This is a genomic window from Nocardiopsis sp. TNDT3, assembly GCF_003427465.1.
Classification (GTDB): Bacteria; Actinomycetota; Actinomycetes; order Streptosporangiales; family Streptosporangiaceae; genus Nocardiopsis; species Nocardiopsis dassonvillei.
Genome location: NZ_QPFC01000319.1, coordinates 1 through 16709, shown reverse-complemented (window position 1 = coordinate 16709; position 16709 = coordinate 1). Strand labels below are relative to the sequence as shown.

Sequence of the window (16709 nt, the reverse complement as noted above, 5' to 3'; positions counted from 1 at the left end):
GCCCAGCCCGGGGGCGCACCGCCCTGCCCCGCCTCGCCCGCGCCACAGATCACAGATCCCCTCGGTGTCGACCACTCCGGTGTTTCCATCGCTCCCGAGAACTCCGCGCACGCCGCTGGTTCCGCCGGTCTCATCCACGCCCTTGGACCCCAAGGCAGAACGGGCGCTACCGGTGTAGAGGATCCGGCCTCCTCCAACGGGCCCACCGAGGCCGCGCGCTCCGATGACCCCCTCCGCTCCGACGAACCCGTCGGCTTCGGAGCCCTCGAGAACTCCGGCCGAACGGCCCCTTCCGCCGGTCCCGAGCGGTGCGCCGAACCGTCACCGGTCCCCGCCTCCCCGGAACCGTCCCGCCCCGTGCGGGAGAGCCCACGCGACGCGACGGACGCGCCCTCGCCCCTCAGCGAACCGGTGGTGTACCGCACGGCCGCAGCCCCGACCCCGACCGGTACGGCGTTGCGGATCGTCGGCAACGTCTCGACCGGAATCCTGGTGCTGCTGTGCGTCGTGGTGCCGGTGCTGCGCCTGTCCGTGGGCTGGCCCCGCTTCCCCGTCCCCTACGAGGGCCAGCGGCGGCGCGGCTCCCGGGACGGGCAACCCTGACCGCCACCGCGCCGCCGCACACGCGACCGGGCCCGGGACCTCAACCGCCCAGGGCCCGGGACAGCAGCTCGGCGGCCATCGGCACGATGCCGATCAGCACGAACGCGGGCAGGAAGCACAGACCCAGGGGCGCCACCACCAGCACGCCCAGCCGCTCCAGCCGTGCCGTCCCCCGGGCCCGCAGGGTCCGGCGCAGATCGACCGCGTGCCGGTCCAGGAGGTCGGCCACCGGTGCCCCGGTGTCGGCGGCCCGGGCCAGGTCGCGCCCCACCGGGACGAGGGGCTCGGGCAGCGCCGGGCGTCGCCAGGCCTCGGCGGGAGCGGCGCCCAGGCGCAGTTGTTCGGCCACCGCGGCCAGTTCCTCCCCCAGCCTTCCCCGCGTCGCCCGGGACACCGCAGTGAGGCAGGCGGGCACCGTCGCCCCGGCGCGGATGCCCGAGGCGAGCAGACCGATCACCACGGGCAGGTCGGCGGTCACCGGCAGCCGTTGAGAACGGGAACCGGCGCTCCTGCGGGCGCGCACCCACAGGGCGGCGCACACCCCGGCCACGACGAGGCCCCCGACCGCGCCGAACAGGGCCACCGCGACGGTCAGCGCGAACGCCCCCGCCAGGGTCGGCCCCAGCAGGCGGACCGGCAGCCCCGGCCCGGCCGGAGTACGGGAGGGCGGACGCAGTCCGCGCGCCGTTCCCCCGCCCAGCAGTACCCACACACACGCGGCTCCCAGAACCGCGGCGACCGTCAGGAACATCCGTCCTCCCTCTTCTTCCTCGCGCTGCGCCACCGCGGCCGGAGCGATGCCGACCGTGGCCAGTCGTCCCTCCCCGGGCCCGGCTCGACGGCCGACGCCCAGGCCCTGGGCCCGAATTCCGAGTCGGGTTCCCGACCGGGGCGCCCGGACGGGCCTCCGGTCAGCTCCCCGGTCGAGGCCCCGGACCTGCTGGACAGGCGTCCGACCCAGATCTCCGGACCGGAGACCGCTGCCGGGGTACCCGGGCCAGGCCTCCGGCCGAGGCGTTCCGACGGGCATCCGTCAGTCCCCAGGACGGGGTCCGCCGTCCGCGTCCCGTTGCCCGGGTCCTGTCAGGGAAAGGCGGTCGCCGAGCGCACCATGCGCAGCGTCCACCAGGTCCCGAGAGCGTCCAGGGCCACCCCGCCCACCAGGCAGGCCAACCCCAGCGGCGTGGTGAACAGGAACACCAGCGGCGATCCGCCCAGGCCCGAGGACAACAGCAGTCCGACGGCGGGCAGGGCGGCCAGCACGATCGCGGTGGTGCGCGGACCGGTGGTGCGCGCGGCGGCCTCCGTGCGCTGCTCCTCCTGCTCGGTGAGGTTCGCGGCCAGGGCGTCCACCACCTCGGCCAGACCCGCCCCGGTGTCCGCGGCCACCTCCCAGCACACCGCCAGGTAGGCCAGTGCCCACAGGTCCGGTTCGCGTTCGGCCTCGCGGCGCAACGACGCCGCGTCGGTCAGGGCGCCCACCAGCGGGCCCGCCTCGGCGGCGGAGATCCGCAGGGCCTCCTCCGGCGGCTGCCCGGCGCGCAGTTCGGCGGCCAGCACCCGGCACAGCACCACCACCGCGGCGCGGCGCCGGGCGCCCTCACCGGCACGGGCCGCCAGCGCCCGCCAGTCCACGGACCACGACACCGGCCGCCGGGGCCGGGGAAGGAGGGACGCCAACCGGCTGCGCCGCGCCCCGGGGACCAGGCACAGCAGCACCAGGCCTCCCGAACAGGCCGCCAGTGCGGTCACCACCGGCGCCACCCCCCGCCCAGCCGGGCGGCCACCTCGTCCGCCCCGGCGTGTTCCCGGCGGCTGCCGTCGGGACCGAAGGACACCGCCGGCACCGCCTCCACCAGCCCGTCCGAACCGCGTCTGAGCACCCGCAGCTCGGCCAGGCGCCGCCCGCCGGAGTCCCGGACCAGGTGCACGACCATGACCCTGGTGGCGGCCAGCTGGCTGTGCACGGCGGCCCGGTCCAGTCCGGCCGCGCACCCCAGCGCCTCCACCCGGGCGGGCACGTCGCCCGCGCCGTTGGCGTGCAGGGTCCCCGCGCCGCCCAGAAGAACGGCTTAACCACGCACAGGACGAACACCACGCCCTAGCCGGACACACAACCGGCGGGCCAAACACCTGCGAACAGCGGGGCGCATAACCACGCGACTCCCTTTGTAGGTGGACTCCTGTGGAAGGTTCCTGTGCCCAAGCCGCGCGTCATCATCTACGTTCGTCTGTCCCGCGACTCTGACGCTTCTACCTCCGTTGCATCCCAGACCGACGCATGCCGCACGTACGCGGAAGCGCGTGGCTGGGAAGTCCTTTTCGTCGTGGAGGACGTGGACGTCTCCGGAGCATCCCGTCTAGAGGACCGGGAAGGCATGGCGAAAGTTCTGGAAGCCATGCCGCGCGCGGACTACGTCCTAGCGGCCAAGCTGGACCGTTACGCACGTAGCGTCCTGGAGTTCGCGCGACTTCGGAAGAAGGCAGACGCCGCAACGGTCACTCTTATAACGGCGGACGGGACCCTCTCCCCTGAGACAGCAGAGTTCATGATCAACGTGCTCTCTGCCTTTGCGGATTATGAGCTCCACATGATCAAGACCCGGATCACGGAATCAAAGTCCCGCCTCCGGAGCGCGGGACGTTGGCTTGGTGGGGCCGCTCCCTACGGTTTCAAGACCGTTCGCCGGGCCGAGGGCGTTTACCTGGACGAGGACCCGGAGTCCGCCGCGATCATCCGTGATTGCGTGACCCGCATCTTGGAAAAAGGTGTGTCGCTCACGGCCCTTATGTACGAACTGAACGAGCGCGGTGTCCCGTCTCCGGCGGACCACGCGCGTATCCGGGACGGGCGTAAGCCGCGCGGGACCAAGTGGTCCACGTCCACTCTCCGGGACGTGCTCACGTCTCCCGCGCTACGTGGTTGGTTGCTCCAGGCGGGGCCCGGAGGCGTCCGCCGTAAGTCCGGGGACCTCCGGCCCGTCCTGGACGAGCGCGGGGAACCGCAACAGGTGGGCCCGGAGATTCTGGACGCGGACACGCTTGTGTCCGTCACAACGAAGCTGGCGGAGCGTTCCCGGGGGGCCGGGTCCAGCCGCTCCGGGAAGTCCGTCCTGTTGCACGTGGCCGCGTGTGGCGTCTGTGGGGACCCTATGTACCACTCCCGCCGTACCTATAAGGGGGCCGACAGCTCTACCTACGTCTGTAAGGCGGGGGCCCGGAAGGACGGACACGCGGGGAACGTGATCAACTCCCGTGGCCTGGAATCGACCGTAGAAGCTGAATTCCTGACAGTCCTAGGAAGCGTTGAGCTGTTTCGTGAGGTCTCCACAGGCGGACGGGACGTCTCGCGTGAACTCCGGGAGACAGCCACGGCGATTGACCAGCTTGCCGGGAACTTGGCCGCGCTGACCCCGGGTGGACGAGCCGCTAAGACTGTCGTGACCCAACTGGAAGCTCTGGAAAGCAAGTACGCGGAGCTTGAAGCGGAGGACGCCGTCCCCGCCGGAGTCGAATACGTGTCCACTGGCCGAACCATCGCGGAGGAGTGGGCCAGCCGTGACACTTCCGGCCGTAACGACATGCTCCGCGAATACGGCGTGAACGTGACCGTGATCCCGCGCGCGGAGGGGGCCCCGCTCCGGTACGACGCCGCGCGTGTGCGTGTGGACATGGACGGTCCCGCGTGGTGGCGAGAGAACCCGGAAGCCGCCGCCTGGGAAGAAGCCGCGTAGCCTCCGGTCCCCGACTCCTGAACGTCCAGTTGGGAGCGGCACGCCGACGCCATCGTGTCCGGTGACCCGGGACGCGTCGCGGCGTAGGCGTTCCGCCGGGCCCCGTTGCTACGCACGGTCGCGGCATAGGGGCCCTCTGTGTCCGTGGTGACGAAGTGACGTTTTAGACCTTGTTTCTGTATTCCCTAAGAAAACTCTTAAGGAAACCAGAAACATACTTCGAAACGTCACTTCGTCACCCGCGCGGCCAATGACTCCACGAAGCGACTGGATGAGGACAACGACCTCCGGCCTCGTGGCCCACACACACGCCGCGCGTGGCCGTCCAGAGACGCGCGGGAGCAGTCCCCTGGCGCACAAGATGAGTGGAGTGGGACCGTGTGAGGACCTTGTCCAACCCGGGACCGTCTCCGGCTGAATAAACGGGCTCACACGTGAGGTTTGCTCTCGCGAGCGCGCTGGCCCGGCTCCTGCTTTACGCCATACGGCCACATAATCCACGTAGAGACGCGAGGAGTCTCGGTTGGTAGCCCAGCTAGGGTTTGCTCTCCCTGGGGGCGGAGAGTTGATTCTGTGGCTTCCTGTCCTGCTGGGGTGGGTAATCGATCGGACACATAACCCACTTGCGGGCCCGTTCTACCTTCTCGGCGGAGTGGGCCCGCACTCACGGACGGCCGTACACCGCCCGTGTCACTGACTTGCGCGCTTTCCTGCTTTGATCAGTACCGGACAAGCGCGTTACCGGCCTCCGGCCGACGCTGGACTTATAGGTGTGTACGGCACCCGTAAGGCCACGTTGGACGGAGGCCAATTTTTTGTGCCCTGGCCTTCCCCGCGAACGTCGCGGGGCCGTGAGAGGAAGAAGAATCCCATGCCCAACAACGAGACCACCAAGCCGAATGCCCCAGAGTTCACTCCGGAAGAACTGACAGAAGCGCGTAACGCACGTATCAGCCGTGAGTCCGGCATCCGACCGGAGTTCATTCCTTATCTCAAGGGCAACACGGTAGAAGAGATCACCGCCGCCGCCGCTTTCATTGCGAAGACGCTCCCTCACACCCGCGTTGGCAACGCTCCGGCCGACCGCGTTGGCCGCATGACACCCAGGACCGCCTCCGCGACTTCCGGCGGGGACGAGGGCTGGAACGCGGAGGGCTTCCGCGACGTGGACGGCCGTCCTGACGCGAGCAAGCTGGCCGCCGCCATCCGTACCCGCATGCCGTACTGAGTCGCGAGAGAGAACGCCCCATGACTGAGACACCCGACACCCGATACATCCGTAACGGCCACTACATGGACGCCGCCAACGGGGACGCCGACCCCGACACGGCGGAGGACTGGGCCAGCGGCCAGCTAGCGGACGCGCACGCGATGGTGTCCCGCCTTCGCCAGAACGCGCATCGCTTTCCGGAGCTGGCCGCCGTCGCGGACGAACTGGACAAGCTGGCCGACCGCGCGGAGGCATACGAGGACGCCCGGGACGAGGCGCGGACCGCCGTCCGCGTGGCGGAGGCGGAGCGCAACGCAGCGGGCCGCGTAGCCATTCGGGATGGCCGGGACCCCGTGGAGGCGGAGCGCAACGCCGCTGGCCGACTGGCAGACGCCCGGGAGGACGCGGAGCGCGCGGAACGCCACTGGCACACCGCCGCCGCTCTGGCCTCCGGGGAAGCTTCCCGGGCCCGCGCGCGTATACAGCGGCTCAACAAGGAACACGCGGGGGAGATTCTGACGGATGCCCTCGTGGCCCTGGACGACGCCCGGACGGCGGCCCTGGACGCGGCACAGGATGCCCGCCGGAAGCTCGGAGTGATGCATGCTTACGTTCTCCACGTGCGGGCCGCCGCGAACCTGAAGCCGGATAGCGACCTTGCCAAGCTGGCACATACCGGGTTCCATCCGGACAGCGCGGCGCGGGGGAGCAACCGGCCGACCTACAACGGCGTACTCCACGAGCTGGACAACATGGCCGCGCGGTTGGCCTACACGGAGCCGTCCCCGTTCTCCAGCGACGCGGACAAGCTCGGTAGCGACATGGGCCGCGCGGTGGCTATGGCCCGCGAGCAGAAAACTAATACTCACGGTTCGCCGTGACCGTGTTAACCATTAATGGTTTAAATCCCGGGGTCGCGAGACCCCGGGCTTGTTTTCTCGATTATGCCGAAATGCACGCTCGCCCGGGTTTTTCCACTTTTTGGGGCAGGGGATGTCAATCTTATCATTGCAACATTGTTACAATGATACCGGCGATGCTTACTATGAGGGCTCCGATTCCCGCCCACGCGGCAATCCAGCTTGCCTTTTTGGAATTTATTGCTACTTCAAGGGCCTCGTCTCCTTTTTCTGAGTCGGACTGTGCTTGCGCAAGGAGGGCATCTAAAATCTCGACTTGCCTCACTCGAATTTCTTGGGCCTTGGACTCTGATGCGGTTGCTATCTCGGAAAGTGAGGCGTACGGGGGCTCCAGGGAATCGAAGTCAATGGCATGTGGGGTGGGTGTTCGAACTGGCTCGGGAAGTTCTTCTTGGTTGCCTTCTTCCTGTTCGTATAGGTCGTCTATGGTGGTCCTATTTGTCAAGCCTGTCATCGGTGACACGCTGTTCGAAACTATTTTCGAGGCCCATGAAGAGAAATTGTTTGGTGGCTGCCAGAGCTTCGTGTCAAGTCTTTGCATGAGCGGCTTGTCGAAAACCAATGCGCCCAATCTTGTATTGAGCCTTTCTGCGAGCGGATTGATTGCGCTGCTTAGTGCGCTGGTGATTGGCTTAAAAGCTTCCGTTTGTACCTGTAGGGCCTTTTGGTGTAGCGGATGGTCGGGGTCTTTTGTGATCTCTTCGAATTGCGAATATGGCATTTCCCAGAGGCTGTCAAGTTCTGGGTCTCCGGTCTTTTTTGGTTCAACCGAAATTTCGCGCCATTCTCCATCTCCGCTTTTTACCTTGATTGTGCGCGGGGGAGTCTGACCCTTGGGGTCCTCTGTCCCTGCCTCGTTGGCTTGTTCATCCTCAGGAGTTCCTGTCATGCCCTAACGGTATCGCGGCAACGTCGAGAACTATAGAGAATCAGCCGAAACTTGATGCTGGTTGGGCATCCCTGGTACGGGCGGCTTCGTTGTTCATGACAGTTGCCCAAGAGATTTGACTCCTGTCACTTACGCAGTGCGAGCAAGCCTTGACTGGACGGCGTGTGCTGTCTTGGTTGCTCTGCCCTGAGCGCGGCTCGCGCGTGGTTGCTGCCATGGGAATTGGACACTTTGGTGCAATGTGCCTGCTGTGCAAGGTGGGGATGGCCCCCCAACGCAGGGGACAGCGTCCGGTGGGGGTTAGCGATTTTTTGGCTCTGCGCATGCGGCGGAGTCCGGGTTTTCCGAGAAACGTAAGGATGTGGAGACGGTGAGTGATCACCCCACAGCCTCCGCGCGGCTGTTCACCAGCTATGAAGCGGAGTACGAACTAGACGAGACACAACGGGCCGCGCTGGCACTGGCCGGTGAGCACCTGGACGCGGCGGAGCGGCTGGACAAGGCCGTCCAGGAACACGGCGTCATGGTTCCCGGCTCCGCCGGACAACTCGTGGTGAACCCCGCCGTGACGGAAGCACGTCAGCAGCGAGCCGCCGCGTGGGTTGTCCTCCGCGCCATGCTCCCGGCGGACGCCGGGATGGACGCGGCCAGCCTTGGGCAGGCAGACAGCGGCCACGCCGTGCGATCCCCGGCTAGCATCCGGGCGGCCCGTGCGGCTACCGCTCGTTGGGACCGCGCACGGGCCGCCGGAGGTGACGCCGCATGAGAGCACTACGCCGCAAGCGCGCTCCGGGCCCGGCCCGCCGTCTCCGGCCCGCGAACCTGGAAGCGCAATACCGGGACGTCCACGCGTTCATCGCGGCCCGTGCGACGGAGGCCACAGACGAGGCGGAGCGCGCAGTCTGGACGGACACGGACGCCGCGAACCTCGTCCTTATCCGCGACATGTACGGCCCGGAGATATGGCCGGAGGACGCGGACGTCCACGCGGAGCGCGCGGAGGACGTGGCCGTCCTGGATGAGTACCGGGCCATGATCGGTTAGGGCTCTTGTCCCTGTGCCGTTGGACGCGGCCCCTCGTCCTCCGTGCCGTTGGCGTGCCGGGGACGCGGCATACTCCACAGCCTTCAGGCCGGTCCGTGTCGTCCAGGGCGTGAAAGGCCGGACCATACCGACGCTGTGAACAGTAGCGTTCCGCTGGTTGCCGGAAATTCTTACGCTGTGCCACTGGCTTTCCGTCCCGTTCCGTGCTGCCTCCGGAAGGCCGGGTCCGGTCTCCTGTGTCGTGGATCAGCTTTCCGGCGGAACGCTGTCCAGGATTTCCCGGGCCTCCGGGACGTCTGGGAAGTCGGCAAGTCGCGACAGCACGACACGGACCCGGTCCGATGCCCGTGCGGATGCCACGTCTCCGGATAGTTCGATCACGCGGGCCGCGACGCGCGCGGCCTCTTCTGGTTCGTTCGCGTCCGCGTAGGCCACGGCAAGCCACGACTCATACAAAGCCCGCTCTCTTGTGGACGTGGCCGGGTATTCACGGAGGACACGAGAGAGCAGGGGAACCGCGCGCAGGGGACGGCGGAGTTCGGTGTAGACGCGGGAATCCATGACCTCTAGTTCCGCCTCGTTCACCCAGTAAGCCCACTCCGGAGCATCCCCGCTGTCCTCCGCTAGTGCCTCGTGGGCGGCCCCCAACGACCGTATAGCGGCTTGCGCGTCCCCGGCTTGTGTATGGGCCCACGCGGCACGGTCATGGAACAGCGCGCGCGTCTTCCCGGGAGCGTCCGGTCCCGCCTCCGCCACGGCCGCGACCGACAGCGCAGCCCCATCGGCAACACGTCCGTTGTTCACCAAGTGGTAGCCGAGAGACCCGGCAAGCTGCGCGGCCAACGGGCCGTCCCCAGCTTCCCGCGCCGCGTCCAGCCCAAGCCGATAGGCCCCCTCCGCCCGGGAGTCCGCCGCGTCGCTGGCAATCCATCCGGCTATCTGCGCGAGTTCACCAACCGCCCGGAGTAGTCCCCGCCGGACCTCGTCCGTGTGCGTCGATTCCCGGAGGACGCGAACGGCCGCGTCCAGTTCCCGGAAGGCCGGTCCGATCAAATCGCCTCCGGCTAGAACGTCGTCGGCAAGCCGTAGACCGTGCGCACGGGTCGCCAGATCATCCGCCGTCGTCTGCCCCACCCTCCGGCCTGTTCGGGCCTGTAGCGGCGCGACAGCGTCCCCCGTGGGCAAGAGAGACGCCAGCGTTTCCGTAACCGGGAAGGGCTCCGGCTCCGTGACCGTGGCCCGTTCCAACGTCTCCCGGGGGACGTCCAGAACCTCCGCGAGGTAGGGAAGCCACGCACGCGGGACACGCTTCCCCCGCTCCCACCGCGACACGTCGTGCCGGGTCACCGTTGGACGTCCCGACACGTCACACAGCGCTTCCGCCAACCGCGCTTGCGACCAACCACGCGCGGACCGGAGTTCACGGAGCACCAGACGGAACGGTTTGGGGGCCATGCCGCCATTGTGAACCACTGGCCCACAGCAGGGCTCACACCTGGGCTACTCCGTGGAATCTCTTGTGGCGAAACGCTGGACACAGGCATTCAGAAGTGAGTCCCGCGCGGAAGGCCCCCTATGTCGTGCTCGTTCACCCCACTTGACCAGAGAACCGGCGTGGAAAGCCCACTGTCGGACCTCATGGACTTCCTGCGCACGTCGCACGGCGTCCGGGCAGAGGCCGGACCGCTCCCGGGATACGTCACGGCCTCGTCCGAGGGCCGCTCGGTGACAGTTCTCTTGGTGGGTCGCCAGTGGTTCCGCCAAATCGCGGCGGAGCGCGGGAACACGCTCGTCCCGCTGCACTGGCACGGCATGGAATGGTCCGTGGCCCGCACGGTGGCGAAAACGTTGGCGGAGGACGAGACGTGACCGCCTGGACGTGTCCCGCGTGCGCGCACACGGAGACGAGCGGCCACAAGGCACACACGGCGTGCCCACGCGGCAACAGCCAAGACGGTTCCGACGACGTCCCCGCCGTGTTCCACGAGGCGGAGGCGTGGCGGTCCGCGTTGGCCGCGACGCGGCCCCGGACGCCGGAGGTCCCGCGACAGCGAACGCCGGAGCCGTCCCGGCTCCCCCGGCGGGACCGGCACGTTCACCGCTGGCCGCTACCAATCAGACAGGAAAGGACGCCATGACGCCCCGGGAAGAGCTAGCCAAGCTTCACCTGAAGTCGGCTTTCCGGCGTCGGGGATGCCACGTCGCGGACCCGGTCGAGGTAATCGCCGTGGCTGTCGCGTGGGGACCGAACCGGATGGTGCTCCGCGTCGCGGGCGGGTCGTGGACGCGGGAAGACACGCGCACGCCGGGCCGCCCCGTGACGGTGGGGGCCATGGGAGACGAGGACGACATAGCGCGGCGGCTCACGCCGGAGCTTATGGACAGGGAGAAGGGACCAAGATATGCCGCCATCGGGTGACATCACTCCGGACGAGGACATGCCGGACCCGATTCGCGACCCGGAGGGTTGCGCGGACTGGCTCTTTGACGCCGTGTCCGGCACGTTGCGGGACCGGCCCGACGCGGGGGCTTGGGCCGACCCGTCAACGCGCGCGACCAAAGCGGAGCTTTGGGCTCACCTCATCCAGGCACGGGAAGACTTCCAGTCGCTCCGGCGGTCGCTCGTGGAGTCGGACGCGGCTTTTGACCGGCTCCACGACTGGATCACGGGCGGGATGCCGCTCCCGGACCCGTGGCGGCGAAAGTTCGTTCCCGCTCCGGGCGTCGGACTGGACGCCCGGGGCCACGTGGACGAGTAGCCGCACGGCTTCCGGCGGGACCTCCGCCGGGATACCCACACACGGAAGGACGACCTGTGGCCACCGAAGAAGAAAAAGCCGCCGCTTTGGCCGCCATAGCCGCCGCCATGGAGAAGAAGCACCAGGAACGGACGGGGTCGGACGGCGGCAAGGAGAAGACGCAGCCGCAAAAGGGAGACCCCCGCCACAACTAGAGACCTCCGCGCACGCGTCGGGATGCCCTCGTGTGCGCGGACGCCGGTCCCGCTGTCCCTTCCCCTAGCGGGCCCGGCACCAAGCCACACGGGTCTAGGTTCGTGGCTGTCCTAGACCCTTCCAGGGGCCCGGGGGAGAGAACGGGCCCCGCGCTCCGCCGTCCGCTTCCGGCGGAGCGCACACGGCCCCGGGAATCCACTATGGGGGGTATTCCCGGGGCTGTCTCAACTACGGCCGGTCACGCTTCCCGGATGAACGTTCCCTTGGCCGGAAGGGTGACCACAAGCCCTCGGTCGCGGAGTTCCTTGATTGCGCGGCGGGCCGTGCCGACGGCAACGCCGTACTCATCGGCAAGGGCTCGTTCCCCGGGAAGTCGCGAACCGGAACGCAAGTCCCCGGACGTGATGCGCAAGGCCACGTGGTCGGCCAACTCCGCGTAGACGTACGCCGCTTCCGACGGCTGGAAATCTGGGATGTCACTCACAGCCTCACTCTAGGGCGTCCTTGAGCTGCACAAACATACAAGTAGCAGTGTGAAGCACTATGGAGCGGTATAGAGCGGTACAGTTATGGTCCCGCATACAGCGGAACCCCGGCGGCGTGCGGTAACACGCCCCGGGGTCATGGCCGACCTGAGAAAGCAGGACGACATGCACACCCTACTTGCCATGCTCGCAACCCTTAGCCGGTTGCTCCGCCCGTCCCGGGGACTCCACGCGGGCCCCGGTGACTACCTCCGCACGCTCCGGGCGGAAGCGCGGGTCCGCCGTGCGAAGCGTGTTCGCCGTTACGCGGAGAACCCCGGTACGCCTCGTCCGGTCGGCCCCGGGTTCGCCTCCGCCGTTCCGGTTCCGCGTCGGCCCCTGGACGAGGCCCCGCCCGTGACGCGTCGGCCCGACCCGGCGGACTATGTCCCCGTGGTCCAGGCGGAGGCCGTCCAGCCTCCGGCGGACATTGTGCGCGGGTACTACAGGGCTCACGAGGCACGCCAGCGGGCCCGTGAGGACCGGAACCGGCTTGGTATGGCCGTCCTCTTGGACTTGTCCACGCTTTCCGCGTGAACTGTCGCGGCGTCTAGCCGTCTTCCGGCCCCGGGACCTCCGGGGCCACCCTTGTCCCCGCCTGTGCATGGTTAAGCAAGTCTCTTGCCCTCGTGCCCGGTGTTCAGAGCGCCCAGCAAGGACACGATCTCCGGCCCGCGCGCCTCGCCGACCACCAGCCGGTCCGGACGCATCCGCAGCGCCTGCCGGACCAGGGTCTCCAGCGACACCTCGCCGCTGCCCTCGATGTTGGGCGGACGGGTCTGGAGGCGGACCACGTGCGGATGCTCGGGCCGCAGCTCGGGGGAGTCCTCGGCCAGGACGATCCGCTCCCCCGGGTCCACCAGGGAGAGCAGGCACGACAGCAGCGTGGTCTTGCCCGTGCCGGTGCCCCCGCTGACCAGGAACGGCACCCGCGAGGCCACCAGGGACCGCAGCAGCTCGGCCCCGCACGGGGTGACCGTCCCCCGCCGGGCCAACCGCTCCAGGGTGAACACCCGCCGGGGAGGCAGCCGCAGCGACACGCACGCCCCGGCGGGCGCCACCGGCGGCAGCACCGCGTGCAGCCGCGCGCCGCTGGGAAGCCGGGCGTCCACGTAGGGCACGGCCGCGTCCAACCGTCTCCCCGCCTGCGCCGCCAGCCGCTGGGCCAGTCGGCGCACCGCGTCCGCCGACTCGAAGCGCACCCCGGCCCGGCGCAGGCCTCCGCCGTCGTCCACCCACACCTCGTCGGGACCGTTGACGAGGATGTCGGTGACCCCCGACGTCATGAGCTCCTCCAGCGGCCCCGCCCCCGACAGGTCGGCGGCCAGACGGCGGGTCATGGACAGCACCTCGGTGTCGCCCAGCAGACCTCCCTCGGCGCGCAGCGCCGCAGCGACGCTCGACGGGCTCACCGGCACCCCGGACGCCACCAGGCGGTTGCGCACGGCCTCCACCAGGGGGCTCACCGGACCTCCTCCAGCGCGGGCAGGCCCGCGACGACCCGGTCGGCGAACCGGGCCAGGGGCGAACGGGGATGGCGGGCGGGCACGTCCCCCGCGGCCAGCGACCGGGCCAGCCCCGGCTCGGACGGCAGATCCGCGCCCAGGTCCACCTTCAAGGCCCTGGACACCACGTCCGCGCTCAGTTCGCCCCGGGCGCCGCGCACCACCAGCCGCACGGTCCGCGTCTCCCCACGCAGCCGGGCGACCGTCCTGGTCGCCGCCACCACCGAGGGCACGTCCGCCGGGACGACCAGCAGTACCAGGTCGGATCGGTTCAGGAACACGGTGGTGGCCGGGTCGAAGGAGCGCGGCAGGTCGGCCACCACCAGGTCGGTGCCGTCCCTGGCCGAGGACAGGACCGCGCGCACGGCACCCACCGGCAGGGGGCCGGTCGGCTCCGGGCCGCGCGTCCAGGTCAGCACCGACACCCGGGAGGTCCCCGGCAGTCCGGCGCGCAGGTCGCGCCAGCGCACCCGGCCGCGCCTGCGCAGCAGGTCGCCCCAGCCGGTCCACCGCTCGGGACCGGGGGAGGGGCCCCGGTCGCACCCGAGGTAGACGTCGGGGCCGCACCCGAACGGGTCGGCGTCCAGCAGGGCGGTGGAGCGTCCGGCGCGCTCACCGGCCAGGGCGAGGGCCACCGCGAGCAGGCTGGCCCCGGCACCGCCCCGGCCGCCGACCACCGACACCGTGGGCGCCGGAGCCCGGCCGGGGGAGGACGCCCTCGCGAGCAGGCCGACCAGCAGCGCCTCGTCCCGGGGCAGCAGGAGCACGCGCGCCTCCCGGAACCCCCGCGGGGACCCCTCCCCGGCGGCGTCCGAGGCCGGGGCCTCCAGGGGAACGCCCGACCGGTGCCCGGCCACGCGCATGTCCGAGGTCGGGTGCTCCGCGGCGAGGTCCGGCCGGTACGCCTCCGCTGGGGCGTCCGGCGAGGAGCGCCCCGCGGGAGTGCCCGGCCGGTACGCCTCCTCCGGACCGCCCGGAGGGGAGCCCTGCGCGTGGGCGCCCGGCCGGTACCGGTCCGGGGGGACGCGCGGCCGGGGCACCGCGGCGACCGGGGGCGCGTCCCCCTCCCCCGAAGGGTCCCCGCCGGCGTCGGCCTCCCGGGGATCCCGGGTCACGACCACGTGGCGGCCCGGCGGAGGGTCGGCGGCCCGCAGGAGCGCGCGCAGGTCGGCGCCGATCACGACGAGCGGGGCGCGCGGCCACAGACTCAGCGCCCGGTCGGGCGTGTGGGCGACGGTGACCTCGGTGGAGGCGGCGGTGGCCAGCCTGAGGAGGTCGTCGAGGAGGAGGGGGTCTGCGGTCGCGAGCAGGGGCCGGTGCTGGGCGTCCATGGGACCTCCCGGGTCGAGGGGCTTTCCTCGACCTTCGCCGACCGGGCACGACGGCGAAAGCCCCGATTCGAAGCTGTGGACAACGTCGGCGGGGCTCGGGTCGGCGAGGGGAGGCCGGGCGTCGCGCAGATGGGCGGACCGGTTCGGCTGTGGCCTGGTGTGTCCGCGACCCGGATCAGCCGGGTCCGGGTTCGTTCGCGGTCCGGTTCACCTGGCGGGCGGGATGCGTATACGGGGGCGGATACGCACCCCCGCCCGACAGGCGAGATGAGCGGACGCGGGGACTCGCCTTCACAGGGGGAGAAGGCCGCCACGCGGGGTTGCCGGTCCCGGGGGGTGAGGACCGGGTCCGCTCTCTGGTGAGGGTCGGCGAAGAGACGTGCTCTCGCGACCACCGGAAGGCACACGGACGTCATTCGGCGAAGAGGGATACCACCGGAACGCGAAATGGGGCGCGTACGGCGGAGGCGCGAAGCGGGCGGCCCGCCCTCTTGGGAACGACGGGACAGACGTTACCACGCAGAGTTCCGTATCGGTTCTGGAATCAAGGGCAAAAATTCGGGTCAACCGCCTTTTCGTCGCCGGAACATCGGCGTAGAAAGAAAGCAGTCGGTGGCTGAGAACCACCCCGACACGACAACCGGGAACCCACGCGCCACTTGGCCCCGTGAGGCCCGTCTAGATCGGACAGGCTGATGTCCTGCCTGGTCAGACTAGGGAAATGGACGCCTGCTAACCCGGCGGAACGTGTCGGAGGCGGCGCCCCGGGAGACAGGACGGGGCGCCGTTCGTCCTGCGCGCACGCAAGGGCCGTGCCGCCCCCGCCCCCTTGTGGAACCGGCAAGCGTGATCGAACCGATACTCTTCCTGAACCTACCGGTCGGTAAATAACCGATTAGTGTTCAACATTTCGGTCGCGCACAGTTGCCGACCGTCAAAAGCTGTTGTCCTTTCCCGGCTTCTCCGCGCGCCTCGCGCACCTCCGCGTACCACCGAGGCCTCCGGCCCGTCCGTGCGCCTCGCGCGCCCCGGGCGCTTTCGAGACCTCCGGCCTGGAAGCCGGCGCCCCGCGCTCAGCCGCGCTTGAGGGCCTCACAGGTGGCCAGCGAGTCCTGCGCCCCCGCGCGGACCGCGCGGCAGCAGTACGCCACCCACCCGGCGACGCCCTCCGGGGTGCCGCCCATGTACCCGCGCAGCGCCGGCCCGTACTCGTCCCGCAGCGTCCGGTGGCCGAGCTCGGAGGGCACCAGCGACTTGGGGTCCAGACCCCGCTCCACCAGCGTCAACCGTTCGGCCGCGCGCGCCACCAGACCGTCGCCCCACCCGAACGGACGGACCGCCATCAGCTCCCCGTGCACCAGGGCCGACATCACCAGCGCGGGCACCGACGTGCGCGCGCCCAGCAGCGAGTACAGGCCCTCCAGCCTGGCCATCGCGGTCTCCGGAGCCGGGGCCGGGCCCAGCCCCAGGGGGTCCTCGACGCGTTCCCCGGCCCTGCGGGGACGGCCCAGCGCGTCCGCGGACACCGCGTCCGCCGCGGCCAGCGTGTGCAGCCGGGCCAGGGCCTGGCGCGGAGCCCTCGGCCAGGTGTCCACCAGGCTCCCCAGCTCTCCGGACACCCGAAGCGCGCCCTTGACGCGCGTGTCGTACACGTGCCCCTCGCGGATCTCCTCCATCGAGACCTCGGCGCCCTCCAGCGCCGCCGACGCGACCGCGCCGCGCAGCGCGGACTCCATGGACACGTCGCTGCTGCGGCGGCGCAGCACTCGGTGGCCCAACAGACGGTCGACCAGGGTCCGCGTCTCGGCGACCGCGTCGGCCACACCGGGCAGCTCGGCGATCCGGGCCAACGGGTCGGACACGGGGGAAGAAGTCGGTTCGCTCACGGAAAACAACACTACGCGCCGGTAACCCGGGCGGCCCACACCGGCGGGCCGGGTCGGCGGCCCGCGCCGACGACAGCGCGCGAACCGTTCCCCGCGACCGCTCGTCGCG

16 protein-coding genes and 2 pseudogenes are annotated in these 16709 nt (G+C 69.9%); 9 read left to right on the top strand and 9 right to left on the bottom strand.

Translation table 11 applies throughout. From position 1 onward, the window contains the following. The first annotated feature begins 357 nt into the window (after positions 1-357). Positions 358-603 carry a hypothetical protein gene (locus DQW06_RS08635; protein ID WP_232832983.1) on the top strand — a complete coding sequence of 82 codons (246 nt, stop codon included), beginning with the start codon at positions 358-360 and terminating at the stop codon, positions 601-603. A 40-nt stretch (positions 604-643) separates the two neighbouring features. Here the strand turns inward: DQW06_RS08635 and DQW06_RS08630 are convergent, their stop codons facing one another. From DQW06_RS08630 to DQW06_RS08620, 3 genes and pseudogenes are all read right to left on the bottom strand, one after another. Further along, complete coding sequence (locus DQW06_RS08630) at positions 644-1354, bottom strand: type II secretion system F family protein (protein WP_117198262.1); 711 nt, start codon at positions 1352-1354, stop codon at positions 644-646. A gap of 332 nt (positions 1355-1686) precedes the next feature. Continuing rightward, complete coding sequence (locus DQW06_RS08625; protein ID WP_117198261.1) at positions 1687-2367, bottom strand: type II secretion system F family protein; 681 nt, start codon at positions 2365-2367, stop codon at positions 1687-1689. After that, positions 2352-2663, bottom strand: a pseudogene (locus DQW06_RS08620) (pilus assembly protein CpaF); the annotation flags it as partial. The pseudogene DQW06_RS08620 and the gene DQW06_RS08625, both read right to left, overlap by 16 nt. Positions 2664-2801: 138 nt before the next feature. Here DQW06_RS08620 and DQW06_RS08615 point away from each other — a divergent pair. The 3 genes from DQW06_RS08615 (at position 2802) to DQW06_RS08605 (ending at position 6428) form a co-directional block, all read left to right on the top strand. Next, on the top strand, positions 2802-4337 hold the full coding sequence (locus tag DQW06_RS08615) for a recombinase family protein (RefSeq protein WP_117198260.1): 1536 nt from the start codon (positions 2802-2804) through the stop codon (positions 4335-4337). An 871-nt stretch (positions 4338-5208) separates the two neighbouring features. Further along, positions 5209-5565, top strand: coding sequence for a hypothetical protein (locus DQW06_RS08610; protein WP_117198259.1), 357 nt, complete (start codon positions 5209-5211; stop codon positions 5563-5565). Positions 5566-5585: 20 nt separating this feature from the next. Beyond that, the gene (locus tag DQW06_RS08605) at positions 5586-6428 is read left to right on the top strand and encodes a hypothetical protein (protein WP_117198258.1); all 843 of its coding nucleotides are present in this window, start codon (positions 5586-5588) and stop codon (positions 6426-6428) included. A gap of 124 nt (positions 6429-6552) precedes the next feature. On the opposite strand, the gene DQW06_RS28865 is transcribed toward DQW06_RS08605, so the two are convergent. After that, complete coding sequence (locus DQW06_RS28865) at positions 6553-7356, bottom strand: hypothetical protein (RefSeq protein ID WP_157983379.1); 804 nt, start codon at positions 7354-7356, stop codon at positions 6553-6555. A 370-nt stretch (positions 7357-7726) separates the two neighbouring features. On the opposite strand from DQW06_RS28865, the gene DQW06_RS08600 reads away from it, so the two are divergent. Both DQW06_RS08600 and DQW06_RS08595 read left to right on the top strand, forming a co-directional pair. Then, positions 7727-8122, top strand: a complete 396-nt coding sequence (locus tag DQW06_RS08600) for a hypothetical protein (protein WP_157983378.1) — start codon at positions 7727-7729, stop codon at positions 8120-8122. After that, positions 8119-8400, top strand: coding sequence for a hypothetical protein (locus DQW06_RS08595; RefSeq protein ID WP_117198256.1), 282 nt, complete (start codon positions 8119-8121; stop codon positions 8398-8400). Before DQW06_RS08600 ends, DQW06_RS08595 begins: the two co-directional genes overlap by 4 nt. Positions 8401-8646: 246 nt before the next feature. On the opposite strand, the gene DQW06_RS08590 is transcribed toward DQW06_RS08595, so the two are convergent. Further along, positions 8647-9855: a helix-turn-helix domain-containing protein gene (locus DQW06_RS08590; RefSeq protein WP_117198263.1), complete on the bottom strand. Its 1209-nt coding sequence runs from the start codon at positions 9853-9855 to the stop codon at positions 8647-8649. Positions 9856-10014: 159 nt separating this feature from the next. Between DQW06_RS08590 and DQW06_RS08585 the strand changes: the two genes are divergently transcribed. The 3 genes from DQW06_RS08585 (at position 10015) to DQW06_RS28860 (ending at position 11353) form a co-directional block, all read left to right on the top strand. Further along, positions 10015-10269 (top strand): hypothetical protein, encoded by a 255-nt coding sequence (locus DQW06_RS08585; RefSeq protein ID WP_198662408.1) that lies wholly within the window; start codon positions 10015-10017, stop codon positions 10267-10269. A 265-nt stretch (positions 10270-10534) separates the two neighbouring features. Then, a complete protein-coding gene (locus DQW06_RS08580; RefSeq protein ID WP_117198254.1) occupies positions 10535-10819 on the top strand; it encodes a hypothetical protein in 285 nt (94 codons plus the stop codon). A gap of 396 nt (positions 10820-11215) precedes the next feature. Next, positions 11216-11353, top strand: a complete 138-nt coding sequence (locus tag DQW06_RS28860) for a hypothetical protein (protein WP_157983376.1) — start codon at positions 11216-11218, stop codon at positions 11351-11353. Positions 11354-11592: 239 nt separating this feature from the next. On the opposite strand, the gene DQW06_RS08570 is transcribed toward DQW06_RS28860, so the two are convergent. The 4 genes and pseudogenes from DQW06_RS08570 to DQW06_RS08550 form a co-directional block, all read right to left on the bottom strand. Further along, positions 11593-11838 (bottom strand): winged helix-turn-helix domain-containing protein, encoded by a 246-nt coding sequence (locus DQW06_RS08570; protein WP_117198252.1) that lies wholly within the window; start codon positions 11836-11838, stop codon positions 11593-11595. 663 nt (positions 11839-12501) lie between these two features. Further along, positions 12502-13344: pseudogene (locus tag DQW06_RS08560) on the bottom strand (TadA family conjugal transfer-associated ATPase); the annotation flags it as partial. Then, the gene (gene ssd, locus DQW06_RS08555) at positions 13341-14714 is read right to left on the bottom strand and encodes a septum site-determining protein Ssd (protein WP_117198250.1); all 1374 of its coding nucleotides are present in this window, start codon (positions 14712-14714) and stop codon (positions 13341-13343) included. The pseudogene DQW06_RS08560 and the gene ssd, both read right to left, overlap by 4 nt. A gap of 1073 nt (positions 14715-15787) precedes the next feature. After that, a complete protein-coding gene (locus tag DQW06_RS08550; RefSeq protein ID WP_041553438.1) occupies positions 15788-16600 on the bottom strand; it encodes a hypothetical protein in 813 nt (270 codons plus the stop codon). Between the last annotated feature and the right edge of the window lie 109 nt (positions 16601-16709).

What these genes read in the sequence shown, in the direction of transcription:
- DQW06_RS08630 (WP_117198262.1), bottom strand. Translation starts at nt 1,354, where the DNA reads ATGTTCCTGACGGTCGCCGCGGTTCTGGGAGCCGCGTGTGTGTGGGTA.
- DQW06_RS08610 (WP_117198259.1), top strand. Translation starts at nt 5,209, where the DNA reads ATGCCCAACAACGAGACCACCAAGCCGAATGCCCCAGAGTTCACTCCG.
- DQW06_RS08605 (WP_117198258.1), top strand. Translation starts at nt 5,586, where the DNA reads ATGACTGAGACACCCGACACCCGATACATCCGTAACGGCCACTACATG.
- DQW06_RS28865 (WP_157983379.1), bottom strand. Translation starts at nt 7,356, where the DNA reads ATGACAGGAACTCCTGAGGATGAACAAGCCAACGAGGCAGGGACAGAG.
- DQW06_RS08595 (WP_117198256.1), top strand. Translation starts at nt 8,119, where the DNA reads ATGAGAGCACTACGCCGCAAGCGCGCTCCGGGCCCGGCCCGCCGTCTC.
- DQW06_RS08590 (WP_117198263.1), bottom strand. Translation starts at nt 9,855, where the DNA reads ATGGCCCCCAAACCGTTCCGTCTGGTGCTCCGTGAACTCCGGTCCGCG.
- DQW06_RS08580 (WP_117198254.1), top strand. Translation starts at nt 10,535, where the DNA reads ATGACGCCCCGGGAAGAGCTAGCCAAGCTTCACCTGAAGTCGGCTTTC.
- ssd (WP_117198250.1), bottom strand. Translation starts at nt 14,714, where the DNA reads ATGGACGCCCAGCACCGGCCCCTGCTCGCGACCGCAGACCCCCTCCTC.